Genomic DNA, 19,430 nt, shown 5'->3' on the forward strand with positions numbered 1-19,430 from the left:
TGGTTTAACGCTCTTTTGCGCGTGACGGGTGGCGCTCAAACCGCTAATAATAAAGGTGAGTAGGAGAAAATACCCGCTTGAGCGGGCAAAAAAACGACAGGCGGACTCTCTCATGGCATTGAATTTGATGTTTCCTGAACAGGAAGACTTAAAACCCCGTATTACGGTATTTGGCGTTGGGGGCGCGGGTGGCAATGCGGTCAATAATATGATCGCAAAGCAACTAGAAGGCGTTGATTTCGTCGTCGCGAATACCGATGCGCAAGCATTACAGCAAAACAACTCGGATCAGCGCGTTCAGCTTGGTGTGAAAGTTACCGAAGGTCTGGGTGCCGGTGCGCGCCCAGCAGTCGGGGCGGCCGCAGCAGAAGAAAGCATTGAGCAGATTGTGGACCACCTGGCGGGCGCACATATGTGCTTTATTACCGCTGGCATGGGGGGCGGCACAGGGACAGGTGCTGCGCCAATTATTGCTCAAGCGGCCCGTGAACTTGGTGTTCTGACGGTTGGTGTGGTGACCAAACCTTTCCAGTTTGAAGGCGCGAAGCGCATGAAACAGGCTGAGGCTGGCGTCGAAGCCCTGCAAAAAGTTGTCGATACCCTGATCATTATTCCCAACCAGAACCTCTTCCGGTTGGCCAATGAAAAAACCACCTTCACCGAAGCCTTTGCTTTGGCAGATGACGTTCTTTATCAGGGCGTGAAAGGTGTGACGGATCTTATGGTTCGTCCTGGCCTTATTAACCTCGATTTCGCGGATGTTCGCGCGGTTATGGACGAAATGGGCAAAGCGATGATGGGCACCGGGGAATCCACTGGTGAAGATCGCGCTGTACAAGCTGCAGAAAAAGCGATCGCCAATCCGCTGCTGGATGAAATCAGTTTGCGCGGTGCACGTGGCGTTCTGATCAACATCACTGGCGGTCACGATTTGACCTTGTTTGAACTGGACGAGGCCGCAAACCGGATTCGGGAAGAGGTCGATCCAGAAGCCAATATTATTGTTGGTTCTACGCTGGACACCGACCTTGAAGGTGGCATGCGTGTATCTGTTGTTGCAACTGGCATTGATGCCGTTGAAACAACAAGCGAAATGCCGGTTCCCCGTCGCAAAATGTCTGAACCGCTTAAACCAGCAGCTCCTATCGAGGAAGCCGCTGCAGTGGAAGCACAGCCAGAACCGGTTGTTGCCCAGACCGCAGAGGCAGAGCCAAGCTTGTTTGCAGACATGGAGCCGAAAAGCAGCGATGTTTTTGAGCGCATGGACGATGTCTTTGAGGCACCGGACACAGCAGCAGAAGCAGATGATCTACCGCCTCCTGCGTATCAACCGCGCGTTGCTCAATTTCAGCCACGCCAAGAGTTTTACGAAGATGAAGCTGCTGCTGAAGCCTATGTTGCGCCTCAAGCTCCTGCACCTGGAACGCCGTCTCCTGAGGCAATGGCGCGCTTGCGTTCTGCCGTAGGCAAGGTGCCGTCTGCTCCGCAAGCGCGCGAGCAAATTGTTGCGCACGAAGAGCCTGTTGTCGAAGAGCGTCCACGCTTTGGAATTAACTCATTGATCAACCGGATGACTGGTCACGCAGCAGAGGCACAGGCCCAACCTGCACGCCAACAACCAAGCGTTCAGGCGGCTCCTGAAGAAGATGCAGAACAGGAACGTATCGAAATTCCGGCGTTTTTACGCCGACAAGCAAACTAATTGCTGCAACATATTTCGAATTTTGCCGCCCCTAGGGGCGGCTTTTTTCGTTTTATGACAAAGGTTTAGATTGGGTTGGGCGCAGAGTTGCCGATCCGGATGCTGGATGTTTCAGTCCGTTACAATCTTTGAATTGAGTTAAACCTTTGAAATCTTTAGGGCTTAGCTGCGGTTTACCATAACCGCGCAATCTGGGGCATAAATTGCAAAATACCGTTAAGTCCGAAATTCGATTTGTTGGCGTTGGCCTGCATACTGGTAAGCCGGTGCGTATGTCGATCATGCCGGCCTCGGCAGATTACGGCGTTTGGTTTCGTCGCACAGATTTATTGGATGGCGACACAATGGTTCCTGCTCGGTGGGATGCCGTAGAGCAAACGCAGCTATGCACACGTATCATCAACACGTCTGGTGTCGCAGTTTCCACTATTGAACATGTCATGGCCGCATTGTCCGGTTGCGGTATTCACAATGCATTGATTGAAATCGATGGCCCAGAAGTTCCAATTATGGACGGCAGCAGCGCTGCATTTGTTAAAGCGATCTTGTCACGTGGTTTGGTCACGCAAGATACGCCCATTCGTGCGATAGAAATCTTGAAATCTGTGCGCGTTGATCGCGATGACGCCTGGGCAGAGCTTCATCCCAACGAAACCCTGGAAATCGATTTCCATATCGATTTTGCAGAGGCCGCAATTGGGGTCCAAAACCACAAGCTGAATATGGCGAATGGCAGCTTTGTGCGTGAGCTTTGCGATTGCCGAACATTCTGCCTTCGGGCAGACGTAGAGAAAATGCAATCCAACGGATTGGCGCTTGGCGGTATGCCTGGGGAAAACGCCATAGTATTTGATGGTGACCACGTTGAAAGCGGCGGCGGGCTTCGCCGGGCGAATGAACCAGTGCGTCACAAAATGTTAGATGCGCTTGGCGATCTTTATACAGCTGGTGCCCCAGTTCTGGGGCGTTATGTTGGGCATCGGTCAGGCCATGCCATGACAAATATGCTGTTGCGCGCTTTGTTTGCGGATCCGACGGCCTATCGCTTTGTCGATTGCAGCGCAGAAACGGAGGCAAACTTGCCTGGTGTTGGTGTGCATATTGCCGAAATGCCAGCCGTCGCGTGAGCTTTAGTGCGAATTCACACCAAAGACGTTTTGCCCCGTAAATTTCTGTGATAACAGCATTTAGAAGAGGCATTGCCTCGCAGAATGCGGTCAAAAAGGTAGAGCAGAATGACAGGTCGCCACCCTCGCAAGTTTGTAGGTGCAATGCTGTTATCAGCCATAGTCTTGGCTGGATGCGGTAACGGTGCTGCGGATCAGACATTGTTTGGATCGGTTCCGCTTGAAAATTTTTCCGCAGAACAGATTTTTGGCCGTGCTGAATTCGAATTAGAGCGCAGCAAGCCGGATGATGCAGCTTTCTATTTTTCCGAAGTTGAGCGGCTGTATCCGTATTCTGACTGGGCAAAGCGCGCATTGATTATGCAGGCGTTTGCCTATCATCGTGACAAAGACTATGAAAACAGCCGGTCAGCCGCACAGCGCTTTATTGATTTTTACCCACAAGATGATGATGCGGCCTACGCACAATACTTATTGGCGCTCAGCTACTATGACCAGATCGATGAAGTTGGTCGCGATCAAGGGCTGACTTTTCTTGCCTTACAATCATTGCGTAAGATCATCGAAACATATCCAGACAGCGAATATGCACGCTCTTCGGTGCTAAAATTTGATCTTGCATTTGATCATTTGGCTTCCAAAGAAATGGAAATTGGGCGGTATTATCTAAAGCGTGATCATTTCGCTGCCTCGGTCAATCGCTTCCGCGTCGTCGTTGAGGATTTTCAGACAACGACCCATACGCCAGAAGCGTTGCATCGTTTGGTGGAAGCCTATTTATCGCTTGGGCTGACGGACGAGGCGCAAACTGCCGGCGCGATTTTGGGCCATAACTTTCAGTCCACTGAATGGTACGAGGAGAGCTATCGCTTGCTGACCGGGCGTGGGCTAGAGCTGCGCGTCAAGGGCAATGGATGGTTGGCGAGTGTGTACCGTCAGACGGTGCGGGGCAAATGGCTGTAAGGGCGCTGAAACAACGCCGATCCAGGACCAATTGACCATGCTGCGTGCTCTTGAAATTCGGAATATGCTGATCATCGACCAGCTGGAGCTGGTTTTTCAACCTGGGTTGAATGTGCTGACAGGCGAGACGGGCGCGGGTAAGTCGATCCTCTTGGATTCACTTGGTTTTGTGCTGGGGTGGCGCGGTCGTGCAGAATTGGTTCGGGCTGGTGCCGATCAGGGAGAAGTAACAGCGGAGTTTGAATTGCCTGGGCACCACCCAGCCAATGCGGTTCTTGCAGAGGCAGGCTTGCCGATTTCCGACAGCTTGTTTTTGCGGCGCGTAAATACCAAAGATGGACGCAAAACAGCCTGGATAAATGATCGTCGGTGTTCAGGCGAAGTTTTGCGCGCTTTGTCAGAAACTCTTGTCGAACTGCATGGCCAACATGATGATCGTGGCCTGTTGAACCCCAAAAGTCACCGCGATCTTCTTGACCAATTTGGCACATTTGGTCCTTTGAAAGCAGATGTAAGCACCGCATGGAGCAAGGTGCGAGATGCTCGCAATGCGCTGATCACCGCGGAACGAGCTTTTCAAGCCATTCAGGCCGAAGAAGAGTTTCTAAGACATGCCGTTGGCGAGCTTGATCAACTAGATCCACAGCCAGGCGAAGAAAGAACACTGGATGAGCGGCGGCGCATGATGCAGTCTGCTGAGCGCGTCAAAGACGACGTTGCGCGGGCGCATACATCCATGGGCCTCAATGGTGCCGAGGGTGCAATGGGCGACGCGTTACGCTGGCTTGAAGGGGCAGCAGCTGACGTAGAAGAACGCCTTGATGCACCGATTGCAGCTTTGGCGCGCGCAATGGCTGAACTTGATGATGCGGTAACAGGCGTTGAACAATGCATCGACGCATTGGATTTCAATCCTCTAGAGCTTGAACAGACCGAGGAACGGCTTTTTGCAATACGTGGCTTGGCGCGCAAACATAATGTTGCACCCGATGAATTGGGTACTTTCGCACAAGATATGCGGCGCAAAATGGCAGCTCTGGATGCGGGTGAAGGCGAATTATCCGACCTAAGGATTGTCCTGAAGGATGCTGAAAAGGCTTATGAAATTGCCGCAGCCAAACTGTCAATGGCACGAAAGAAAGCTGCGGCAAGACTTGATTCTGCAGTGATGCGTGAATTGGCACCGCTCAAAATGGAACGCGCGGTTTTTTCAACTTTGGTTGACGTTGATGCGCCTGGTCCAAGTGGTCAGGATGCGGTGTCTTTCACGGTTGCGACCAATCCCGGTGCACCCTCTGGTCCCATCGCAAAGATTGCCTCTGGTGGCGAACTTAGCCGGTTCCTGTTGGCTCTAAAGGTCTGCCTGAGCCGTGAAGAACAGGACAAAACGGTTATTTTTGATGAAATCGATCGGGGGGTTGGTGGTGCCACCGCAGACGCTGTTGGGCGTCGCTTGTCTGCGCTGTCCGAAGGTGGTCAGGTTCTTGTTGTTACCCATAGCCCACAGGTTGCGGCCTTGGGGGCTCATCACTGGCGCGTTGAAAAGCGAGTGATCAAAGGCGCAACCCTTTCGACGGTTGTTCCCTTGAATGCACTGGCACGCGTAGACGAAATTGCGCGTATGATTTCGGGTGACACGATAACAGATCAAGCCAAAGGGGCTGCCGAGGCTCTGTTGAACGGATAAAGCAAAGGCTTTTGTGAACATGGCGCATCCTCTGATAGAGTTCTTGGCTGAAAGTGCGCAACAGGCTGCAAAAAGTTGTCGTTGGGGATGGAAGGTATTACGCCAAAGGGGACCAAGCCAATTTCAGTTCTGGCTGATCGCCTTGCTGATTGGGTCGATCTCTGGTTTTGCAGCCCTGCTGTTTCGCAAGGGGATCGAAGCCTTGCAATCAACACTTTACGGCACAGAAAACATCAATCGCCTTCATAGCTTCGCTGAAACGCTGCCTTGGTATTGGATCCTATTTATCCCCATAGCGGGTGGGCTTGTTGTTGGGCTTTTGTTGGATAAGTTTACATCTGACGCGCGGGCGCGTGGCCCTGCAGACGTCATCGAGGGAGCCGCCATTAACGAAGGTCGCGTCGGTGTAAAGGATGGGTTCGTTTCCGCGCTGGCCTCGTTGATTACTTTAAGTTCTGGTGGTTCGACCGGCCGAGAGGGCCCAGTGGTGCATTTGGCGGCTACTTTTTCCAGCTGGATATGCGAAAAAATCCACGCAAACGGCGTTACAGGGCGGGACTTACTTGGCTGTGCCGTGGCTGCAGCGGTGTCAGCCTCGTTTAATGCGCCCATCGCTGGTGCTCTTTTTGCTTTGGAAGTCGTGTTGCGGCATTTTGCGGTTCATGCCTTTGCGCCCATTGTAATTGCTTCAGTTGCGGGCACCGTGATCAACCGTTTGGAATTTGGCAATGTGACTGAATTTGTGTTGCCTGGCGAGTCAGCCCTAGCGTTCTACCAAGAGTTGCCAGCCTTTTTGCTACTCGGCGGAGTTTGTGGCCTTTGCGCGGTGGCGCTTATGTGGACAATTTTTTGGGCCGAGGATGTCGGGTCGCAAGTCATGACCCATATGCGCTTAAAACGCTGGATGCGGCCTGTGATTTCCGGCGCTTTGTTGGGTGGTTTGGCGATTTTCTATCCGCACATTATTGGCGTAGGTTATGAAACTACTTCTGCGGCGTTGACAGGCGAGTTGGTGCTGCATGAGGCCATCATTTTTGTGGTGTTAAAGGTGCTTGCGGTTTCGATCACTATGGCAGGTCGCATGGGCGGTGGTGTGTTTTCACCGGCCTTGATGATAGGGGCCTTGACGGGCTTGGCTTTTGGCCTGATCGCAACGCCGATTTTTCCTGAAATTTCAGGCTCTCATACTTTGTATGCTTTGGCTGGGATGGGCGGCGTGGCCGCAGCGGTACTTGGCGCGCCAATATCAACCACGTTGATTGTCTTTGAATTGACCGGAGACTGGCAAACGGGGTTGGCGGTTATGGTGACGGTTTCGATTTCTACAGCATTAGGCTCTCGTTTGGTGGACCGGTCCTTCTTTTTGACTCAGCTTGAACGGCGCAATATTCATATTGCAGCGGGTCCGCAGGCTTACTTGCTTGGTATGTTCTCCGTAGAGAAAATCATGCGCCCTTTAGAACCCGATTCACAACCTTCTGAAGAACTTTGCTGGGAGATGATCCAACGAGGTCAATATGTGGACCGCAACGCCACGCTGGAAACCGCAATGCCTATGTTTGAAACATCTGCGCAAGCGGTCATTCCGGTTGTGTCCTTGGCAGGTGCTGACAAAGCGCCAGTTTTGTTAGGTGCTGTACATCACGTAGACGCGCTTAAGGCTTACAACAAGGCATTGGCCGCAACCGCCGCCGAGGAGCATTCCTAGCGTGGAAATTTTCGGCGTTGTTGCGCAAGCGCATAATGTGAAAACGCGCCACACAGAAAAATGGTAGTCAGTGCGACGGGCAGGGCCCCCATGCCTGCAAAAGCGATTAGCCCCAAAAATAGCGGCGTGCCCAAGGTATTGCCCAACGTTCCCATCTGCGCCATGGCCCCATTGGCAAGGGCCTGAGATTGTTCGGTTGAGTTAAGCTGCGGAATGGCAGCAAAGCTGGCCGATTGGATGAGCCCCATCGCCGAAAATAAGCAAAGAAACCCCCAAGTTCCACTGACACCTGCCAATATTGCAAGGCATGACATCGCGGCCAGCAGAAAGCCAATTTGCGCCAATGTTGTTGCCGCCAGATACCGCAATAATACAGCGCCAAGCGTGAGCGAAGAAATGATGCCTGCAATTGGGAGTAGTGGGATCAACACAAGCGCAGTCGCCTTTGGCAAGGACGCTGGCAGGATGGTTAATACCGACACAAAGGTTAAGGTATAAAACAACCATCCCAACCCGGGGGCAAACTCGTGCGCTGATGTATAAACTGCACGGTGCCTTGCAAGCACTTGCCTAAACGATGGAAATCTAGCGCGCCCAACCTGTCCGGGTGTCAAGCAAATCATCACCAATATCCCGACCAGCCCCATATAAAGCGCATGAAATATATACACCGATTCAACGCCAAAATTTGCGATCAGCGGTGGGGCAATTAATGCCATCAAGGCATAGGTTATACCAAAAAACGTGCTCCAAAGCGCCATAAAGAACGACCGGGATTCTTGGGCAGAAAGCACAGAAATCAGCGTCGGTGCCGCAATGACAATTGCCAAATGGGTGAAGCCTTCTAAAACGCGGCTGATCAACAACAATTCAAACGATGGTAGGCTTGCCTGAAAAACGGAAATGATAGCGCCGGCGGTCAGCGAAAGCACCAAAAGGCGACGATAGCCAAAGGCATTTACCAGTTGTGCGGCGGTCAGGCCAAAAACCACTCCGGTTAATCCAATAATAGACACAACAAACCCTAAATAGGTTTTTTGGTCTGCATAGATTACCTGTAAATTTTCAAAGGTCACAGAAACCTTTGCAAATTGGCCTGCAGCAGCCAGTCCCGCTGCCCAAAGCAGAAGTATCAAGGCAACGTTTGATTTGGGATGTGATAATACCACGAGAAAAACCTGAAAAAGAAACAAAAAGGGGCCCAGATAGGCCCCTCAAAACACGTAGCTAGTCAAGGCTGTGCTCAAAGCTGTTCGACAGCCAGTTCGTCGCTCACATAAAACGCCAAATAGTTTTTGATACGCGCTACGTCGTCTTTTGGGTTCTCATAACTCCACACCGAATTCTGTATGGTTTTGCTTTTGGTCACGATTGAGAAGTAAGTTGCATCACCCTTGTGTGGACAATGTGAGGTGTGATCGCTTTCATCTAGAAATGCTGTCGCAATGTCGGCACGCGGAAAATAGATAACAGGTGGATAGTCACCTTCGGTGAGTTCCAAAGCGTTGCCTGTTTCACCTAAGACAGCGCCGCCTGCTCGGACGGACCATTTGCCTGGTGCTTTGCGGATGGTGATATAGCTATTCATTTCTTTCCTCGTTTCCTCACGGCCTTGCCTCTCCTAAGACAGACAAGATGTTTCAGGAATATGTCAAACCGCGGCGGTTGCCTGTGACAACCAACCTCGGGTTTTTGCATTCACCCTCGGAGAGAGACGCTCAAAACATTCCTGGTGGTAGGTATTCAGCCAATCCCGCTCTATTGGGTTTAGCATTTCGGTGACGATCAGACGCCGATCAATTGGCGCGTAGGTCAGTGTGCGAAAACGCAGCATTGGCCTGTGGGTGTCACCACCTTCCTTCTGTGGACAAGCCTCTACCACAACAAGATTTTCAATGCGAATCCCAAATGCACCCTCGCGATAATATCCGGGCTCATTAGACAGGATCATCCCTTCTGAAAGTGCAATATGGCTTGTTTTACTTAGGCGCTGAGGCCCTTCATGCACACATAGATATGTCCCAACGCCATGTCCTAAACCATGGTCAAAGTCCAATCCCGCCTGCCAAAGTGGTGCACGGCCAAATGCTTCGATGTCACGACCCGCAAGCCCCACCGGCCAACAAAGTCTGGATACCGCAATCATCCCTTGAAGGACCAAAGTGAAGGCGTGCCTTTCCGCATTGCCCACCTGTCCGACAGGCAGCGTTCGGGTAATATCAGTAGTGCCATCAAGGTATTGCCCGCCGCTATCTAATACGACGATGTCACCGTCCGCTAGCTGGCGGTTTGTTTGATGGGTCACGCGGTAATGAATAACGGCCCCGTTTGGCCCCGTTCCCGCAATTGTTTCAAAACTCAGATCGCGCAACAAATTGGTGTCACGACGGTAGTTTTCCAGCGTTTTCACAAGGTCAATTTCAGTGATACCCGTGCGCGCATTCTCATCAAACCAGGCCAGGAAATCACAAACAGCTGCGCCGTCACGCAGATGTGCTTCGGTTGTGGCCGAAAGCTCCGCTTGGTTTTTGCAGGCCTTGGGCAAGGCACAAGGGTCAATGTCATAGCTAATTTCGATATCATTTGCGGCCAAAATCGATGCCACAGCCATAGGCGCACTGGATTTATCCAGACGAATAGAGCCGCTTAGCTTTGCAAGGTGATCAATAAATGTATCCGGATCAATTTGGGTGACCTCGCTGCCAAAATGGTCTGCCAGCTCGGTAACCTTTGTTTTCTCCATAAAAAGATCAACGTGACCATCGCAGTGCAGAATGGCAAACCCATGCACCAACGGATTGCGAGGGATGTCATTGCCCCGAATGTTCAGCAACCAGCACAAACTGTCAGGCGATGTGATTACAGTTGCGGATTGGCCAGCGTTTTTCAGCTCTGCCGCCAAACGATGACGTTTGTTATGATGCGTTTCACCAGCAAATTTCAGCGGATATGCAATGGCTTTTTCCAAAGGCGCATCGGGCTGATCGTGCCAAACCAGATCGATCAGGTTCTTGCTGGGCAGCAGAGTCAAATCAGTGTCCAAAAGTCCGGCACTGAGGTCTTCAACTTGTTGCACAGTGTGCAACCAAGGGTCAAAAGCTACTCTACCTTTGGTCAGGTTTTTTGAAAGCCAGTCTGCAAGCTGGGTTTCAGGCCAATGCACCGGGCTAAAGACATTCGAAACCTGCTGTTTCACCTGAACGCGATAACGCCCATCCACAAAAACACCAGCCACATGCGGCAAAACGCAACAAAAACCAGCCGAACCGGTAAATCCGGTCAGCCAAGCGAGGCGGTCATCGCGTTCGGCAACATATTCACCTTGGTGCACGTCCGAGCGCGGAACCAAAAACCCATCAATGTTTGATTTGGCCATTTGCTTGCGCAACATTGTCAGGCGTTTGGGACCTTGTTCAGGTGAATTCGTGGCGTCAAATGTTTGAAACATCAAAGGACCTCATGGCGAAAAAGGGGCAAATGTGCCTGCCTCTTTGGTAGGGTTTTCTGGCTTTTTGGTCTAGCAAAAACCCGCCCCATCAAGTGTGGGCGGGCAATTGCCTGATGCGAAATTTTTGGGCTGTCAGAGACAAGATTCTCTAAACTTTGCGCATGCCCAAAACACGCGCACGAGCGCGGGGGTCGCTGTCAAACAACACCGCGAGTTGCTCGGTCATAGCCCCGGCAAGCTGCTCTACATCCGTTATGGTGACGGCGCGTTCATAATAACGCGTGACGTCATGGCCAATCCCAATCGCCAACAACTCGACCTGCCGACGCTTTTCAACCATTGCAATCACATCGCGCAGATGCTTTTCCAGATAATTTGCCGGGTTCACGGATAACGTTGAATCATCCACAGGCGCACCATCGGAAATCACCATTAGAATTTTTCGTACTTCCTGACGTGACACCATACGTCGATGCGCCCATTCCAGCGCTTCGCCGTCAATATTCTCTTTCAGCAAGCCTTCTTTCATCATCAGGCCAAGATTTGGCCGTGTGCGGCGCCATGGCGCGTCTGCTGACTTATAGATGATATGGCGCAAATCATTCAGCCGACCCGGTTGCTGCGGCCGCCCGTCATTCAACCATTGCTCGCGGGATTGTCCGCCTTTCCAGGCGCGTGTTGTAAAGCCCAAAATTTCAACTTTGACGTTGCAACGCTCTAAGGTGCGCGCCAATACATCAGCACAAATGGCAGCAATAGAAATGGGACGCCCGCGCATCGAACCGGAATTATCCAGCAAAAGCGTGACCACTGTGTCGCGAAACTCCGTGTCTTTCTCAACTTTGAAAGACAGGGGCGTAGTTGGGTTCGCAACAACACGTGCAAGCCGACCTGCGTCCAAAATGCCTTCTTCCAAGTCAAAAGCCCAACTGCGATTTTGCTGAGCTTGTAATCGGCGCTGCAATTTGTTGGCCAAACGGCTAACCGCACCCTTAAGCGGCTCCAGCTGCTGGTCCAAATAGGCGCGAAGCCGTTCTAATTCGGCCGGCTCAGCCAGGTCTTCAGCCCTTATTTCTTCATCAAACTCCGAGTTGAAAACCAGATAGTCCGGGTCTGCATCCGAAATAGGTTGTGGCGCTGGGGGTTCAAGCGGAGCCTCGCCATCAGGCATTTCTGCGTCTTCGCCCATTTCATCATCAGACATTTCGTCCATCGTGACCTGGGCTTCAGAGCTATCTTGCTGTTCTTCTTGTGATGACTCAGGAGAGGCGTCGGATTCTTCTTCGTCGCTGTCATCCTGACCAGTGGAATCTGGATCCGGTTCTTCGTCAGGTTGCTCTTCGGCTTCATCCTGTTGATCCTCATCCAAAGAATCCGGATCTTCGCCAAGTTGGTCACCATAGCCAAGATCTTCGATGATCTGGCGTGAAAACCGCGCAAACTGAGATTGATCTGACAGCATATCCTGCAGATCTTCTAAAGTGTCCCCGGCGTTTTGTTCAATGAACCCGCGCCATAGGTTCATCACATTTGATGCTGCCGGGGGCAATTCCCGGCCGGTTGCAAGGTGGCGAATGAGATAATTAGCAGCCATTTCCAAAGGCGCATCAGAGGCCGTAGTGATTTTATCATAGCCACGTCCAATGGCTTCATTGGCGATTTTTGCGTCGATGTTAACTGCGGTGCCCGGCATTTCGCGTGCGCCCATGGCTTCGCAACGCGCGATTTCCATGGATTCAAAGAGCTGGCGTGCGATGCCCTGTGGTGGGGCATATTTCGCAAAGGTTGCGTTGTTGTGGTACCGGCGGTGCAACGCCAAAGAGTCTGCCGTGCCGCGTGCCAACATCACTTCGTCACGCGTCATGCGCCGACTGATCGGCGGCAGTCGCATCTGATCGCCAGAAATCCCCGAAGGATCGACCGTATAGGTCACCGCCAGATCGGGATCGTGGGCCATGACTTTGGTGGCCTCTGCGAGGGCCTTTTTGAACGGGTCGGCTGGATTGTCAGTCGGTTTGTTCATCTCAGTTCATCCCAGAGTGGTTCTGTCTGCGTTTTCGCGATCTTGACGTAGTTTATTATCAAGAGAAATCAGACACATAGATGTGCTGATTGTAGCTGGGGCTCATCGATTGATAGCCCCAACCTGAATTATCCCAAACTAAGGCTTGCTGCGCTTTCTGGCAATTCTTCATCAAATAGGCGCTGATAGAATTCGGCCACAGTCTGACGCTCTAGCTCGTCACATTTGTTAAGAAAACTCAGCCTGAAGGCATAGCCAATGTCGCGGAAAATCTCTGCGTTTTGCGCCCAGTTGATCACGGTTCGTGGTGACATCACTGTGGAAAGGTCCCCATTCATGAATGCTGTCCGCGTCAGGTCCGCAACGGTCACCATCTGCTTAACCGTCTTGCGCCCAGCCTCGGTGTTGTAGTGGGGTGCCTTGGACAGAACAATATTGGTTTCCGCGTCAATGCTCAGGTAGTTCAGGGTGCTGACAAGTGACCAGCGGTCCATTTGCGCTTGGTTGATTTGCTGCGTCCCGTGATACAAACCAGTGGTGTCACCCAAACCAACGGTATTGGCCGTTGCAAATAGACGGAAATAGGGATTTGGAGTGATGATTTCATTTTGGTCCAGCAATGTGAGCTTGCCGTCGTGTTCCAGAACACGTTGGATGACGAACATCACGTCCGCTCGGCCTGCGTCATATTCATCAAAGACAATTGCAACCGGATTGCGAAGCGCCCAAGGGAGAATTCCCTCATGAAATTCAGTAACTTGCTTGCCATCTTTCAGCTTGATGGCATCCTTACCAATTAAGTCAATTCGGCTAATGTGGCTGTCAAGATTGACGCGTACAGATGGCCATTTCAGGCGTGCAGCGACCTGTTCGATGTGGGTTGATTTGCCGGTACCGTGGTACCCTTGGATCATCACGCGGCGGTTGTGCCCAAAGCCGGCCAAGATTGCCATCGTTGTGTCAGGGTCAAATTTATAGGTCGGATCAATGGCAGGGACACGGTCAGTTTGCTCTGCAAAACCTTTAACTTTCATTTCCGTGTCGATGCCGAACACGTCGCGCACCGATATATCTTCGGTGGGTTTTGCGTTGATATCGATCATGCCGTCCGCCATTTGCTGGATCCTTTTCATTGGCCACACCAGTGAGGGCCGCGTCCTGTGTTTCGAGATGCACAATATCGTCCAAGCCCCCGAGGAAAAGGGGAAAAGCGCCGCAGGGTGTCAAATTCCACCCGAATTTAACACTATTTTCAGGTGTGGCCCCATGAGTAGTTGTGAGTGGCCTTAGTGGAGTGCGTTGCGCGTTCACAAATTCATAATCACGGCATAGTGAAAAGGCTTGGTTTGATTTGTCTGTTTTGTGCGGCAAGACTGACTGCAACACGCAAAATGGGGATAAGACATGAACAGACGAGAAATCCTGTTGGCAACAACGGCGGCCGCTTTGATTGGGGGGCGGGCTTTGGGGGCTGGGGGGTTTGAGGTGACGCGCAGCGATGCTGAGTGGCGCGCTATGTTAACCAAATTGCAATACAAGGTGATGCGCGAAGATGGCACCGAGCGGGCGTTTACCTCGCCGCTTGATAAAAACTGGAAAGACGGTAGCTACCATTGTCGCGGTTGCGATTTAAAGGTCTATTCTTCACGCCACAAATTTGACAGCGGCACGGGATGGCCCAGCTTTTACAAGGCCTTACCGAACGCAATTCGCACAAAACCAGATCGCATTCGTCTGCGGGTACACACTGAGGCACATTGCAGAAGATGCGGCAGTCACTTTGGCCACATATTCAACGATGGGCCAAAACCAACCGGAAAACGACACTGCCTGAATGGTGCCTCTTTGGTCTTTAAAGCGGCATAATCAGGCAAAAAAACACCCCAAGACTCGATCTTTCCGCCGTGACCTGGGGTGTATCGTGTTGAAAATATTGAACTTATTTAAAGCTCGCGCTGTCCTTGATTTGCTCCCAAGCCCAAACAACTTCTTGAAGTTGCTCTTCCTGGCTGCGGTCGCCGCCGTTCATGTCCGGATGCAACACTTTGATCAACTTTTTATAAGCCTTGCGGATTTCCGCCTTTGACCAATTGTCATCGGCCTCAAGAATGTCCATCGCGCGGCGCTCGGTGGGCGGCAAACGGCGTCCAACAGAGCCGCGACCGGGGTTCTGCGTGGCGTTTCCACCCAAAACCTGATGCGGATCTTCGATGCCCAAACGCGCCCATGCGCGGGCTTCTGGGTCACCCATGCGTTTTGTTTCGCGTTCCCAAACTTTGTCTTTGGACTTTTGCGCGTTGGTCTCGGCTTCGGTTTTGCCGTCAAAAAAGCTCCACTTTGCGTTGTATTCGCGCACGTGGTCTTTGCAGAACCAACGGAATTCATCTAATACATCCGGGGCCTTAGGCGCACGGAACTTGCCAGACTCGGTGCATCCTTCCATTTCGCAGACGCGGGTTGATGTGGTGGATTCACCTGACATGCCCCGGCGGCCGCGCGGATTCTTCTTTTTTGCAGAAGATACGGACATATCGAATCCGAATGGGTCTGATTTTGACATGGCTCACCTTTTCGACTCGGAGCAGAGATTGTAATCTACTTAGCGTCAGATTGAAGGGGGCAGATAAAAAAAATGCAGGTAAAAGACGAAATATTCGAGCGGTTGTCCGCCGCATTCTCGCCGAGCGCACTGGATGTTGTCGATGACAGCGAGAGCCACAGAGGGCACGCCGGGTTCCAAGAAGGCGGCCAGAGCCATTTTAACGTGAAGATACGTGCGCAAGCCTTTGAAGGGATGGGGAGATTAGCACGTCACCGTGCGGTACATGCTGCCATCGGAAAAGAGCTGGTTGGCCGCATTCATGCCTTGGCGCTGGATATTGGAACCTGATTATTCAGCCGCCACATCGCGTTCAGTGCCAAGCTGCTGAGCGCGAAACCGCAATGCAGCGGGAAGGTTCCGGGGCTGCTGTGCTGGCGGTATAAGTTCTTGTGAATCAAAGAAATTTTCTTCGGCAGCAGGTTCGTTCACCGGGGCGTGCGTTACCAGTTTGGGCGCTGGCAGAGGCACTGGGGTTGGTTCCTGGGCGATCTCAGCGACGGGTGCGTCGCGTTGTGGTGCAGCCGTTTCAGCCAGAACGCGTCGAAACACCAGTATACTGCGGTAATGTGTGGTGGTCGATGTCAGGCCAGAGCGTTCTTCACTTGGCAGGGTTTCGCTGCGCAAAAACTCCCACCCGTCCTGCGCCATTTTATTCATAACCTCTTGAATAGAGTTGGCAAATTTATCCTCAGGCTTGCGAATGCCGCGCGCCTTTTGCCCCTTGGCCGGGGCTGGAACCACCTTATACTCGAAATTGGTCATCGCAATTTTCTGCCTGTTTTGCGCTTTATGTTAACAATCTAACAACAACATGTCTGTGTTTGTTTCAGGGCAGGGATGCGACCAAGCCGTGACTGTGACTGTGACGCATCGACATAAATTGTGATTTTTTGCGTGAATTGTACAAATTGTACGTTTCAAGCGCTGAAACGTACGATTCGGCTGTTTCGCGCGAAACAATATCCAGATGCAAAAATGGCGGGAAATGCCCCGCCAATTTCAAATCTTCTGTTTTAGGTTTTAACCCTTGAGCTTTTGCGCCACCAATTGGTTGACGGCCTTTGGGTTGGCTTTGCCGCCGGTGGCCTTCATGACCTGTCCGACGAACCAGCCCGCGAGTTTTGGGTTCTCTTTGGCTTTTTCTACTTGCGCGGGGTTGGCTGCGATGATTTCGTCAAGGGCGGCTTCTATCGCACCGGTGTCAGTCACCTGTTTCATGCCACGGTCTTCGACGATCTGTGCCGGGTCTCCGCCTTCGGTATAGACGATTTCAAACAGGTCCTTGGCAATTTTGCCAGAGATCGCATCAGAGGCGATCAGATCGATCACGCCACCCAGTTGAGCGGGCGAGATGGGGCAGTCTTTGATGGTTTTGTCGTCCTTTTTCAGACGGCCAAACAACTCGTTGATCACCCAGTTGGCGGCCAACTTGCCGTTGCGCCCGTTTGCGACCTCTTCAAAGAAGGCGGCGTTTTCAACATCAGCGGTCAAAACGGATGCGTCATATTCAGACAGTCCAAAGGTGCCCACAAAGCGTACTTTTTTGGCGTCGGGCAATTCGGGCAGGGTTTTGGCGATGTCGTCCACCCAAGCCTGTTCGATTTCCAAAGGCAACAGATCTGGATCCGGGAAATAGCGATAGTCATGCGCTTCTTCTTTAGAGCGCATCGAGCGGGTTTCGTTTTTGTCGGCGTCATAAAGACGGGTTTCTTGATCGACGGTGCCGCCGGCTTCGACAATGGCGATTTGACGGCGGGCTTCGAATTCGATGCCCGCTTGGATAAAGCGCATCGAGTTCATGTTTTTGATTTCGCAGCGGGTGCCAAGGTGGCCAAAATCACCGGTTTCGCGGTATTTTTCATACTGGCCGGCACGGCAGATCGAAACGTTGACGTCGGCGCGCAGGTTGCCGTTTTGCATGTTGCCATCACATGTGCCCAGATAACGCAGGATTTGGCGCAGTTTGTTGACATAAGCTGCGGCCTCTTCGGGGCCACGGATGTCTGGGCGGCTGACGATTTCCATCAGCGCAACGCCGGTGCGGTTCAGGTCCACAAAGGACATGTTCGGGTCCATGTCATGCACGGATTTCCCGGCGTCTTGTTCCAAATGGATGCGTTCAACACGCACCAAACGGGCCACGCCCGGTCCCATATCAACCAGAATTTCGCCTTCGCCAACGATCGGGTGATACAGCTGCGAGATTTGGTAACCTTGCGGCAGGTCGGGGTAAAAATAGTTTTTGCGGTCAAATGCGGATTTGAGATTGATTTCAGCGTTCAGGCCAAGGCCCGTGCGCACCGCTTGTTCGACGCAATATTCGTTGATGGTGGGCAGCATGCCGGGCATGGCCGCGTCAACAAAAGACACATTGGCGTTGGGCTCGGCTCCAAATTTGGTGGAGGCAGCTGAAAACAGTTTGGCATTGGAGCTGACCTGGGCGTGCACCTCTAGACCGATGACCAGTTCCCAGTCATGTTTGGCACCCGCAATCACTTTGGGCTTAGGGGTTTCGTAAGTCAGGTCCAGCATGTGCCGCCACTCCGGTTCTTTTAACACTCATTGGCGTTCTAGGGCAGGGCGCGGACAGGGGCAAGAGGGGTTGCGGGGTTGAGCCGCAGTATGTGGGTTACGGCTGGATTTCGGTGATGCCGTCGGGGCCGAAATGCACGGTGATGCCGGCTTCGAGGTTTTTCATAAAGGGTTGGGCCACGGCGGTCATCGCTAGTTTGCGGCCTTTTTGGGCAAGGCGTTCGATCGACATGCTACGCACACCGTTGTCAAAGCCCAGTTCCGCGTGGCCCCAGATCAGCGGGTGTACCTCGCGGAGGTGGTCTTGGATGACGGTTTCAAAGGCAGCGCGCAGAGCGGCGGCTTGTTGGGCACCTGATCCGGTTTCGCGGTAGGCTTGGCGGGCGGCTTGCCAGGCGCAGTAGAGCTGGGCAGATACGAGGTTGGCGGATTTTTGGCTGGGGTTACGATCGAGGATGTCAAAGGTTCCGTCGATGAAATATTTGGTATCCAAAAGCGGCAGGGCTTTGGGATCGGTCAGCAAGGCGTCAAACCATACCCACGTGTAGCCACCCGCGCCCCAGAGGTCATAGGTCCGCGCGGCTGTGCGGCGGGCTTGCAGTTCAAGCGCCTGGTGGCTGCCATACCATTGCGGCAGCATATAAGTGCCCAAGGCGCGCATATGGCGTGGGTTTTCCGGATCAAGGTCTATCAGGTCTTCAAAATCATCGGCAACGCGATCTCCGGGATGTTCGATGCCGGGCAGCAAGGCACAGCGGGCAGCAGAAAGCGCTGGTGAATTCAATTCGTGTGGGCTGAACCCATCAAGGATTTCTTCGGCGCGGGCAAAATGCGCCAAAAAGGCCTCGCGGTTGGTGTCTTTGAGGGCCGCGTCAGGCCCGGTGCCCCGCCAAGCCCAGCCAATGTCGATATGCATATGGGCCACAATCAGGGCTATGGCGTGATCTTCGGGGTATTCACACAGCACAAGCTCTAGATCTTCGATGCCGGAAAAAAAGCTGGAATCTTTGGCTGGGCGACCATGTAAAAGCGCGTGTTCAGCGGCGGCCACCACATCAGCGCGCCCACCAAACAACAGCAGTTCTGCTACGGCGGTGCCGTCTGGCGTGGTCTCGCGGGTGCGGTCAGAATAGCGGATCTGGTCGGCCAGATCGTCCCAACGGTCTTGGCGGGCCAGAAACTGTCCGCGTTCGCGAATGCTGTTGTCGGCTTTCTGGCGCAAAGTGGCGCTGTTGACCGGGATTTTGATACGTTCTGCAATATCGACGGGGGCAGAGCTGCTTTCCGGCAGAAACGCCAAAGGCGCAGCATCGCGAGGCGCAGAAAACTTGCGAGCGATGGCCAGAATGGGCTCTGGCAAACGCAGCGTGGTGATCGCCGGTTTCTGGAATTTGAATTTCATCGCGTGCTCCTGTTGTCTTAGGGGCAATGTCACGTTGAAATTGGGCTGAAAAACGGCGGAGACGGGGAAACTCGCAGACCTTTAGGCGGTGGAATGCGGCGATTGCATAGGTTGAGTGCTGCAAAGGAACGATACCGAGGGTATTGTTGAATTCTGGTGAACAGTTAACGCTTGGTTAACGTTGAAGCTCAGAGACTTGGCAAGGTGGATCAGGCAGTAGCAGCCCCAAACTATGG

At 52.6% G+C, this 19,430-nt stretch carries 16 protein-coding genes; 7 read left to right on the forward strand and 9 right to left on the reverse strand.

All coding sequences use genetic code 11. The annotated features are described in order from the left end of the window. The first annotated feature begins 112 nt into the window (after positions 1 to 112). The 5 genes from ftsZ (at position 113) to ABXG94_RS02610 (ending at position 7,187) form a co-directional block, all read left to right on the forward strand. Positions 113 to 1,702 carry a cell division protein FtsZ gene (gene ftsZ / locus ABXG94_RS02590; protein ID WP_353532123.1) on the forward strand — a complete coding sequence of 530 codons (1,590 nt, stop codon included), beginning with the start codon at positions 113 to 115 and terminating at the stop codon, positions 1,700 to 1,702. Positions 1,703 to 1,905: 203 nt separating this feature from the next. Next, a complete protein-coding gene (gene lpxC / locus ABXG94_RS02595) occupies positions 1,906 to 2,829 on the forward strand; it encodes a UDP-3-O-acyl-N-acetylglucosamine deacetylase (RefSeq protein WP_353532124.1) in 924 nt (307 codons plus the stop codon). Between the two features lie 108 nt (positions 2,830 to 2,937). Next, complete coding sequence (locus ABXG94_RS02600) at positions 2,938 to 3,792, forward strand: outer membrane protein assembly factor BamD (RefSeq protein WP_353532125.1); 855 nt, start codon at positions 2,938 to 2,940, stop codon at positions 3,790 to 3,792. Positions 3,793 to 3,829: 37 nt separating this feature from the next. Beyond that, positions 3,830 to 5,479 (forward strand): DNA repair protein RecN, encoded by a 1,650-nt coding sequence (gene recN / locus ABXG94_RS02605; RefSeq protein WP_353532126.1) that lies wholly within the window; start codon positions 3,830 to 3,832, stop codon positions 5,477 to 5,479. A 19-nt stretch (positions 5,480 to 5,498) separates the two neighbouring features. Further along, the gene (locus ABXG94_RS02610) at positions 5,499 to 7,187 is read left to right on the forward strand and encodes a chloride channel protein (protein WP_353532127.1); all 1,689 of its coding nucleotides are present in this window, start codon (positions 5,499 to 5,501) and stop codon (positions 7,185 to 7,187) included. On the opposite strand, the gene ABXG94_RS02615 is transcribed toward ABXG94_RS02610, so the two are convergent. The 5 genes from ABXG94_RS02615 to cobS all read right to left on the reverse strand — a co-directional run bounded on the left by ABXG94_RS02615 (position 7,184) and on the right by cobS (position 13,773). Continuing rightward, the gene (locus ABXG94_RS02615) at positions 7,184 to 8,356 is read right to left on the reverse strand and encodes an MFS transporter (RefSeq protein WP_353532128.1); all 1,173 of its coding nucleotides are present in this window, start codon (positions 8,354 to 8,356) and stop codon (positions 7,184 to 7,186) included. The two genes, ABXG94_RS02610 and ABXG94_RS02615, sit on opposite strands and share 4 nt — an antisense overlap. Positions 8,357 to 8,430: 74 nt before the next feature. Next, positions 8,431 to 8,775, reverse strand: coding sequence for a DUF427 domain-containing protein (locus tag ABXG94_RS02620; RefSeq protein ID WP_353532129.1), 345 nt, complete (start codon positions 8,773 to 8,775; stop codon positions 8,431 to 8,433). A 63-nt stretch (positions 8,776 to 8,838) separates the two neighbouring features. After that, a complete protein-coding gene (locus ABXG94_RS02625) occupies positions 8,839 to 10,635 on the reverse strand; it encodes an aminopeptidase P family protein (RefSeq protein WP_353532130.1) in 1,797 nt (598 codons plus the stop codon). Between the two features lie 148 nt (positions 10,636 to 10,783). Then, positions 10,784 to 12,658 carry a cobaltochelatase subunit CobT gene (gene cobT / locus ABXG94_RS02630; protein ID WP_353532131.1) on the reverse strand — a complete coding sequence of 625 codons (1,875 nt, stop codon included), beginning with the start codon at positions 12,656 to 12,658 and terminating at the stop codon, positions 10,784 to 10,786. Between the two features lie 128 nt (positions 12,659 to 12,786). Then, positions 12,787 to 13,773: a cobaltochelatase subunit CobS gene (gene cobS, locus ABXG94_RS02635; RefSeq protein ID WP_353533983.1), complete on the reverse strand. Its 987-nt coding sequence runs from the start codon at positions 13,771 to 13,773 to the stop codon at positions 12,787 to 12,789. A 289-nt stretch (positions 13,774 to 14,062) separates the two neighbouring features. Between cobS and msrB the strand changes: the two genes are divergently transcribed. Next, positions 14,063 to 14,524 (forward strand): peptide-methionine (R)-S-oxide reductase MsrB, encoded by a 462-nt coding sequence (msrB, locus tag ABXG94_RS02640; RefSeq protein WP_353532132.1) that lies wholly within the window; start codon positions 14,063 to 14,065, stop codon positions 14,522 to 14,524. A gap of 73 nt (positions 14,525 to 14,597) precedes the next feature. On the opposite strand, the gene ABXG94_RS02645 is transcribed toward msrB, so the two are convergent. Then, on the reverse strand, positions 14,598 to 15,218 hold the full coding sequence (locus ABXG94_RS02645; protein WP_353532134.1) for a J domain-containing protein: 621 nt from the start codon (positions 15,216 to 15,218) through the stop codon (positions 14,598 to 14,600). Between the two features lie 72 nt (positions 15,219 to 15,290). Here ABXG94_RS02645 and ABXG94_RS02650 point away from each other — a divergent pair, with 72 nt between their 5' ends. Next, on the forward strand, positions 15,291 to 15,548 hold the full coding sequence (locus ABXG94_RS02650; protein ID WP_353532135.1) for a BolA family protein: 258 nt from the start codon (positions 15,291 to 15,293) through the stop codon (positions 15,546 to 15,548). Here the strand turns inward: ABXG94_RS02650 and ABXG94_RS02655 are convergent, their stop codons facing one another. The 3 genes from ABXG94_RS02655 to ABXG94_RS02665 all read right to left on the reverse strand — a co-directional run bounded on the left by ABXG94_RS02655 (position 15,549) and on the right by ABXG94_RS02665 (position 19,194). Beyond that, positions 15,549 to 16,022: a DUF4177 domain-containing protein gene (locus ABXG94_RS02655; protein ID WP_353532136.1), complete on the reverse strand. Its 474-nt coding sequence runs from the start codon at positions 16,020 to 16,022 to the stop codon at positions 15,549 to 15,551. It lies immediately after the preceding gene. 258 nt (positions 16,023 to 16,280) lie between these two features. Beyond that, positions 16,281 to 17,792 carry an Asp-tRNA(Asn)/Glu-tRNA(Gln) amidotransferase subunit GatB gene (gene gatB, locus ABXG94_RS02660; protein ID WP_353532137.1) on the reverse strand — a complete coding sequence of 504 codons (1,512 nt, stop codon included), beginning with the start codon at positions 17,790 to 17,792 and terminating at the stop codon, positions 16,281 to 16,283. 97 nt (positions 17,793 to 17,889) lie between these two features. Then, a complete protein-coding gene (locus ABXG94_RS02665; protein WP_353532138.1) occupies positions 17,890 to 19,194 on the reverse strand; it encodes a hypothetical protein in 1,305 nt (434 codons plus the stop codon). Between the last annotated feature and the right edge of the window lie 236 nt (positions 19,195 to 19,430).

The organism is Cognatishimia sp. WU-CL00825, from assembly GCF_040364665.1.
Classification (GTDB): Bacteria; Pseudomonadota; Alphaproteobacteria; order Rhodobacterales; family Rhodobacteraceae; genus Cognatishimia.

Excerpts from the sequence above, each read along its gene's own strand:
- recN (WP_353532126.1), top strand. The coding sequence starts at position 3,830 with ATGCTGCGTGCTCTTGAAATTCGGAATATGCTGATCATCGACCAGCTG.
- ABXG94_RS02610 (WP_353532127.1), top strand. The coding sequence starts at position 5,499 with ATGGCGCATCCTCTGATAGAGTTCTTGGCTGAAAGTGCGCAACAGGCT.
- ABXG94_RS02600 (WP_353532125.1), top strand. The coding sequence starts at position 2,938 with ATGACAGGTCGCCACCCTCGCAAGTTTGTAGGTGCAATGCTGTTATCA.
- ABXG94_RS02665 (WP_353532138.1), bottom strand. The coding sequence starts at position 19,194 with ATGAAATTCAAATTCCAGAAACCGGCGATCACCACGCTGCGTTTGCCA.
- gatB (WP_353532137.1), bottom strand. The coding sequence starts at position 17,792 with ATGCTGGACCTGACTTACGAAACCCCTAAGCCCAAAGTGATTGCGGGT.
- msrB (WP_353532132.1), top strand. The coding sequence starts at position 14,063 with ATGAACAGACGAGAAATCCTGTTGGCAACAACGGCGGCCGCTTTGATT.
- ABXG94_RS02655 (WP_353532136.1), bottom strand. The coding sequence starts at position 16,022 with ATGACCAATTTCGAGTATAAGGTGGTTCCAGCCCCGGCCAAGGGGCAA.
- cobT (WP_353532131.1), bottom strand. The coding sequence starts at position 12,658 with ATGAACAAACCGACTGACAATCCAGCCGACCCGTTCAAAAAGGCCCTC.
- ABXG94_RS02650 (WP_353532135.1), top strand. The coding sequence starts at position 15,291 with ATGCAGGTAAAAGACGAAATATTCGAGCGGTTGTCCGCCGCATTCTCG.
- ABXG94_RS02645 (WP_353532134.1), bottom strand. The coding sequence starts at position 15,218 with ATGTCAAAATCAGACCCATTCGGATTCGATATGTCCGTATCTTCTGCA.
- ABXG94_RS02625 (WP_353532130.1), bottom strand. The coding sequence starts at position 10,635 with ATGTTTCAAACATTTGACGCCACGAATTCACCTGAACAAGGTCCCAAA.
- cobS (WP_353533983.1), bottom strand. The coding sequence starts at position 13,773 with ATGGCGGACGGCATGATCGATATCAACGCAAAACCCACCGAAGATATA.
- ftsZ (WP_353532123.1), top strand. The coding sequence starts at position 113 with ATGGCATTGAATTTGATGTTTCCTGAACAGGAAGACTTAAAACCCCGT.
- ABXG94_RS02620 (WP_353532129.1), bottom strand. The coding sequence starts at position 8,775 with ATGAATAGCTATATCACCATCCGCAAAGCACCAGGCAAATGGTCCGTC.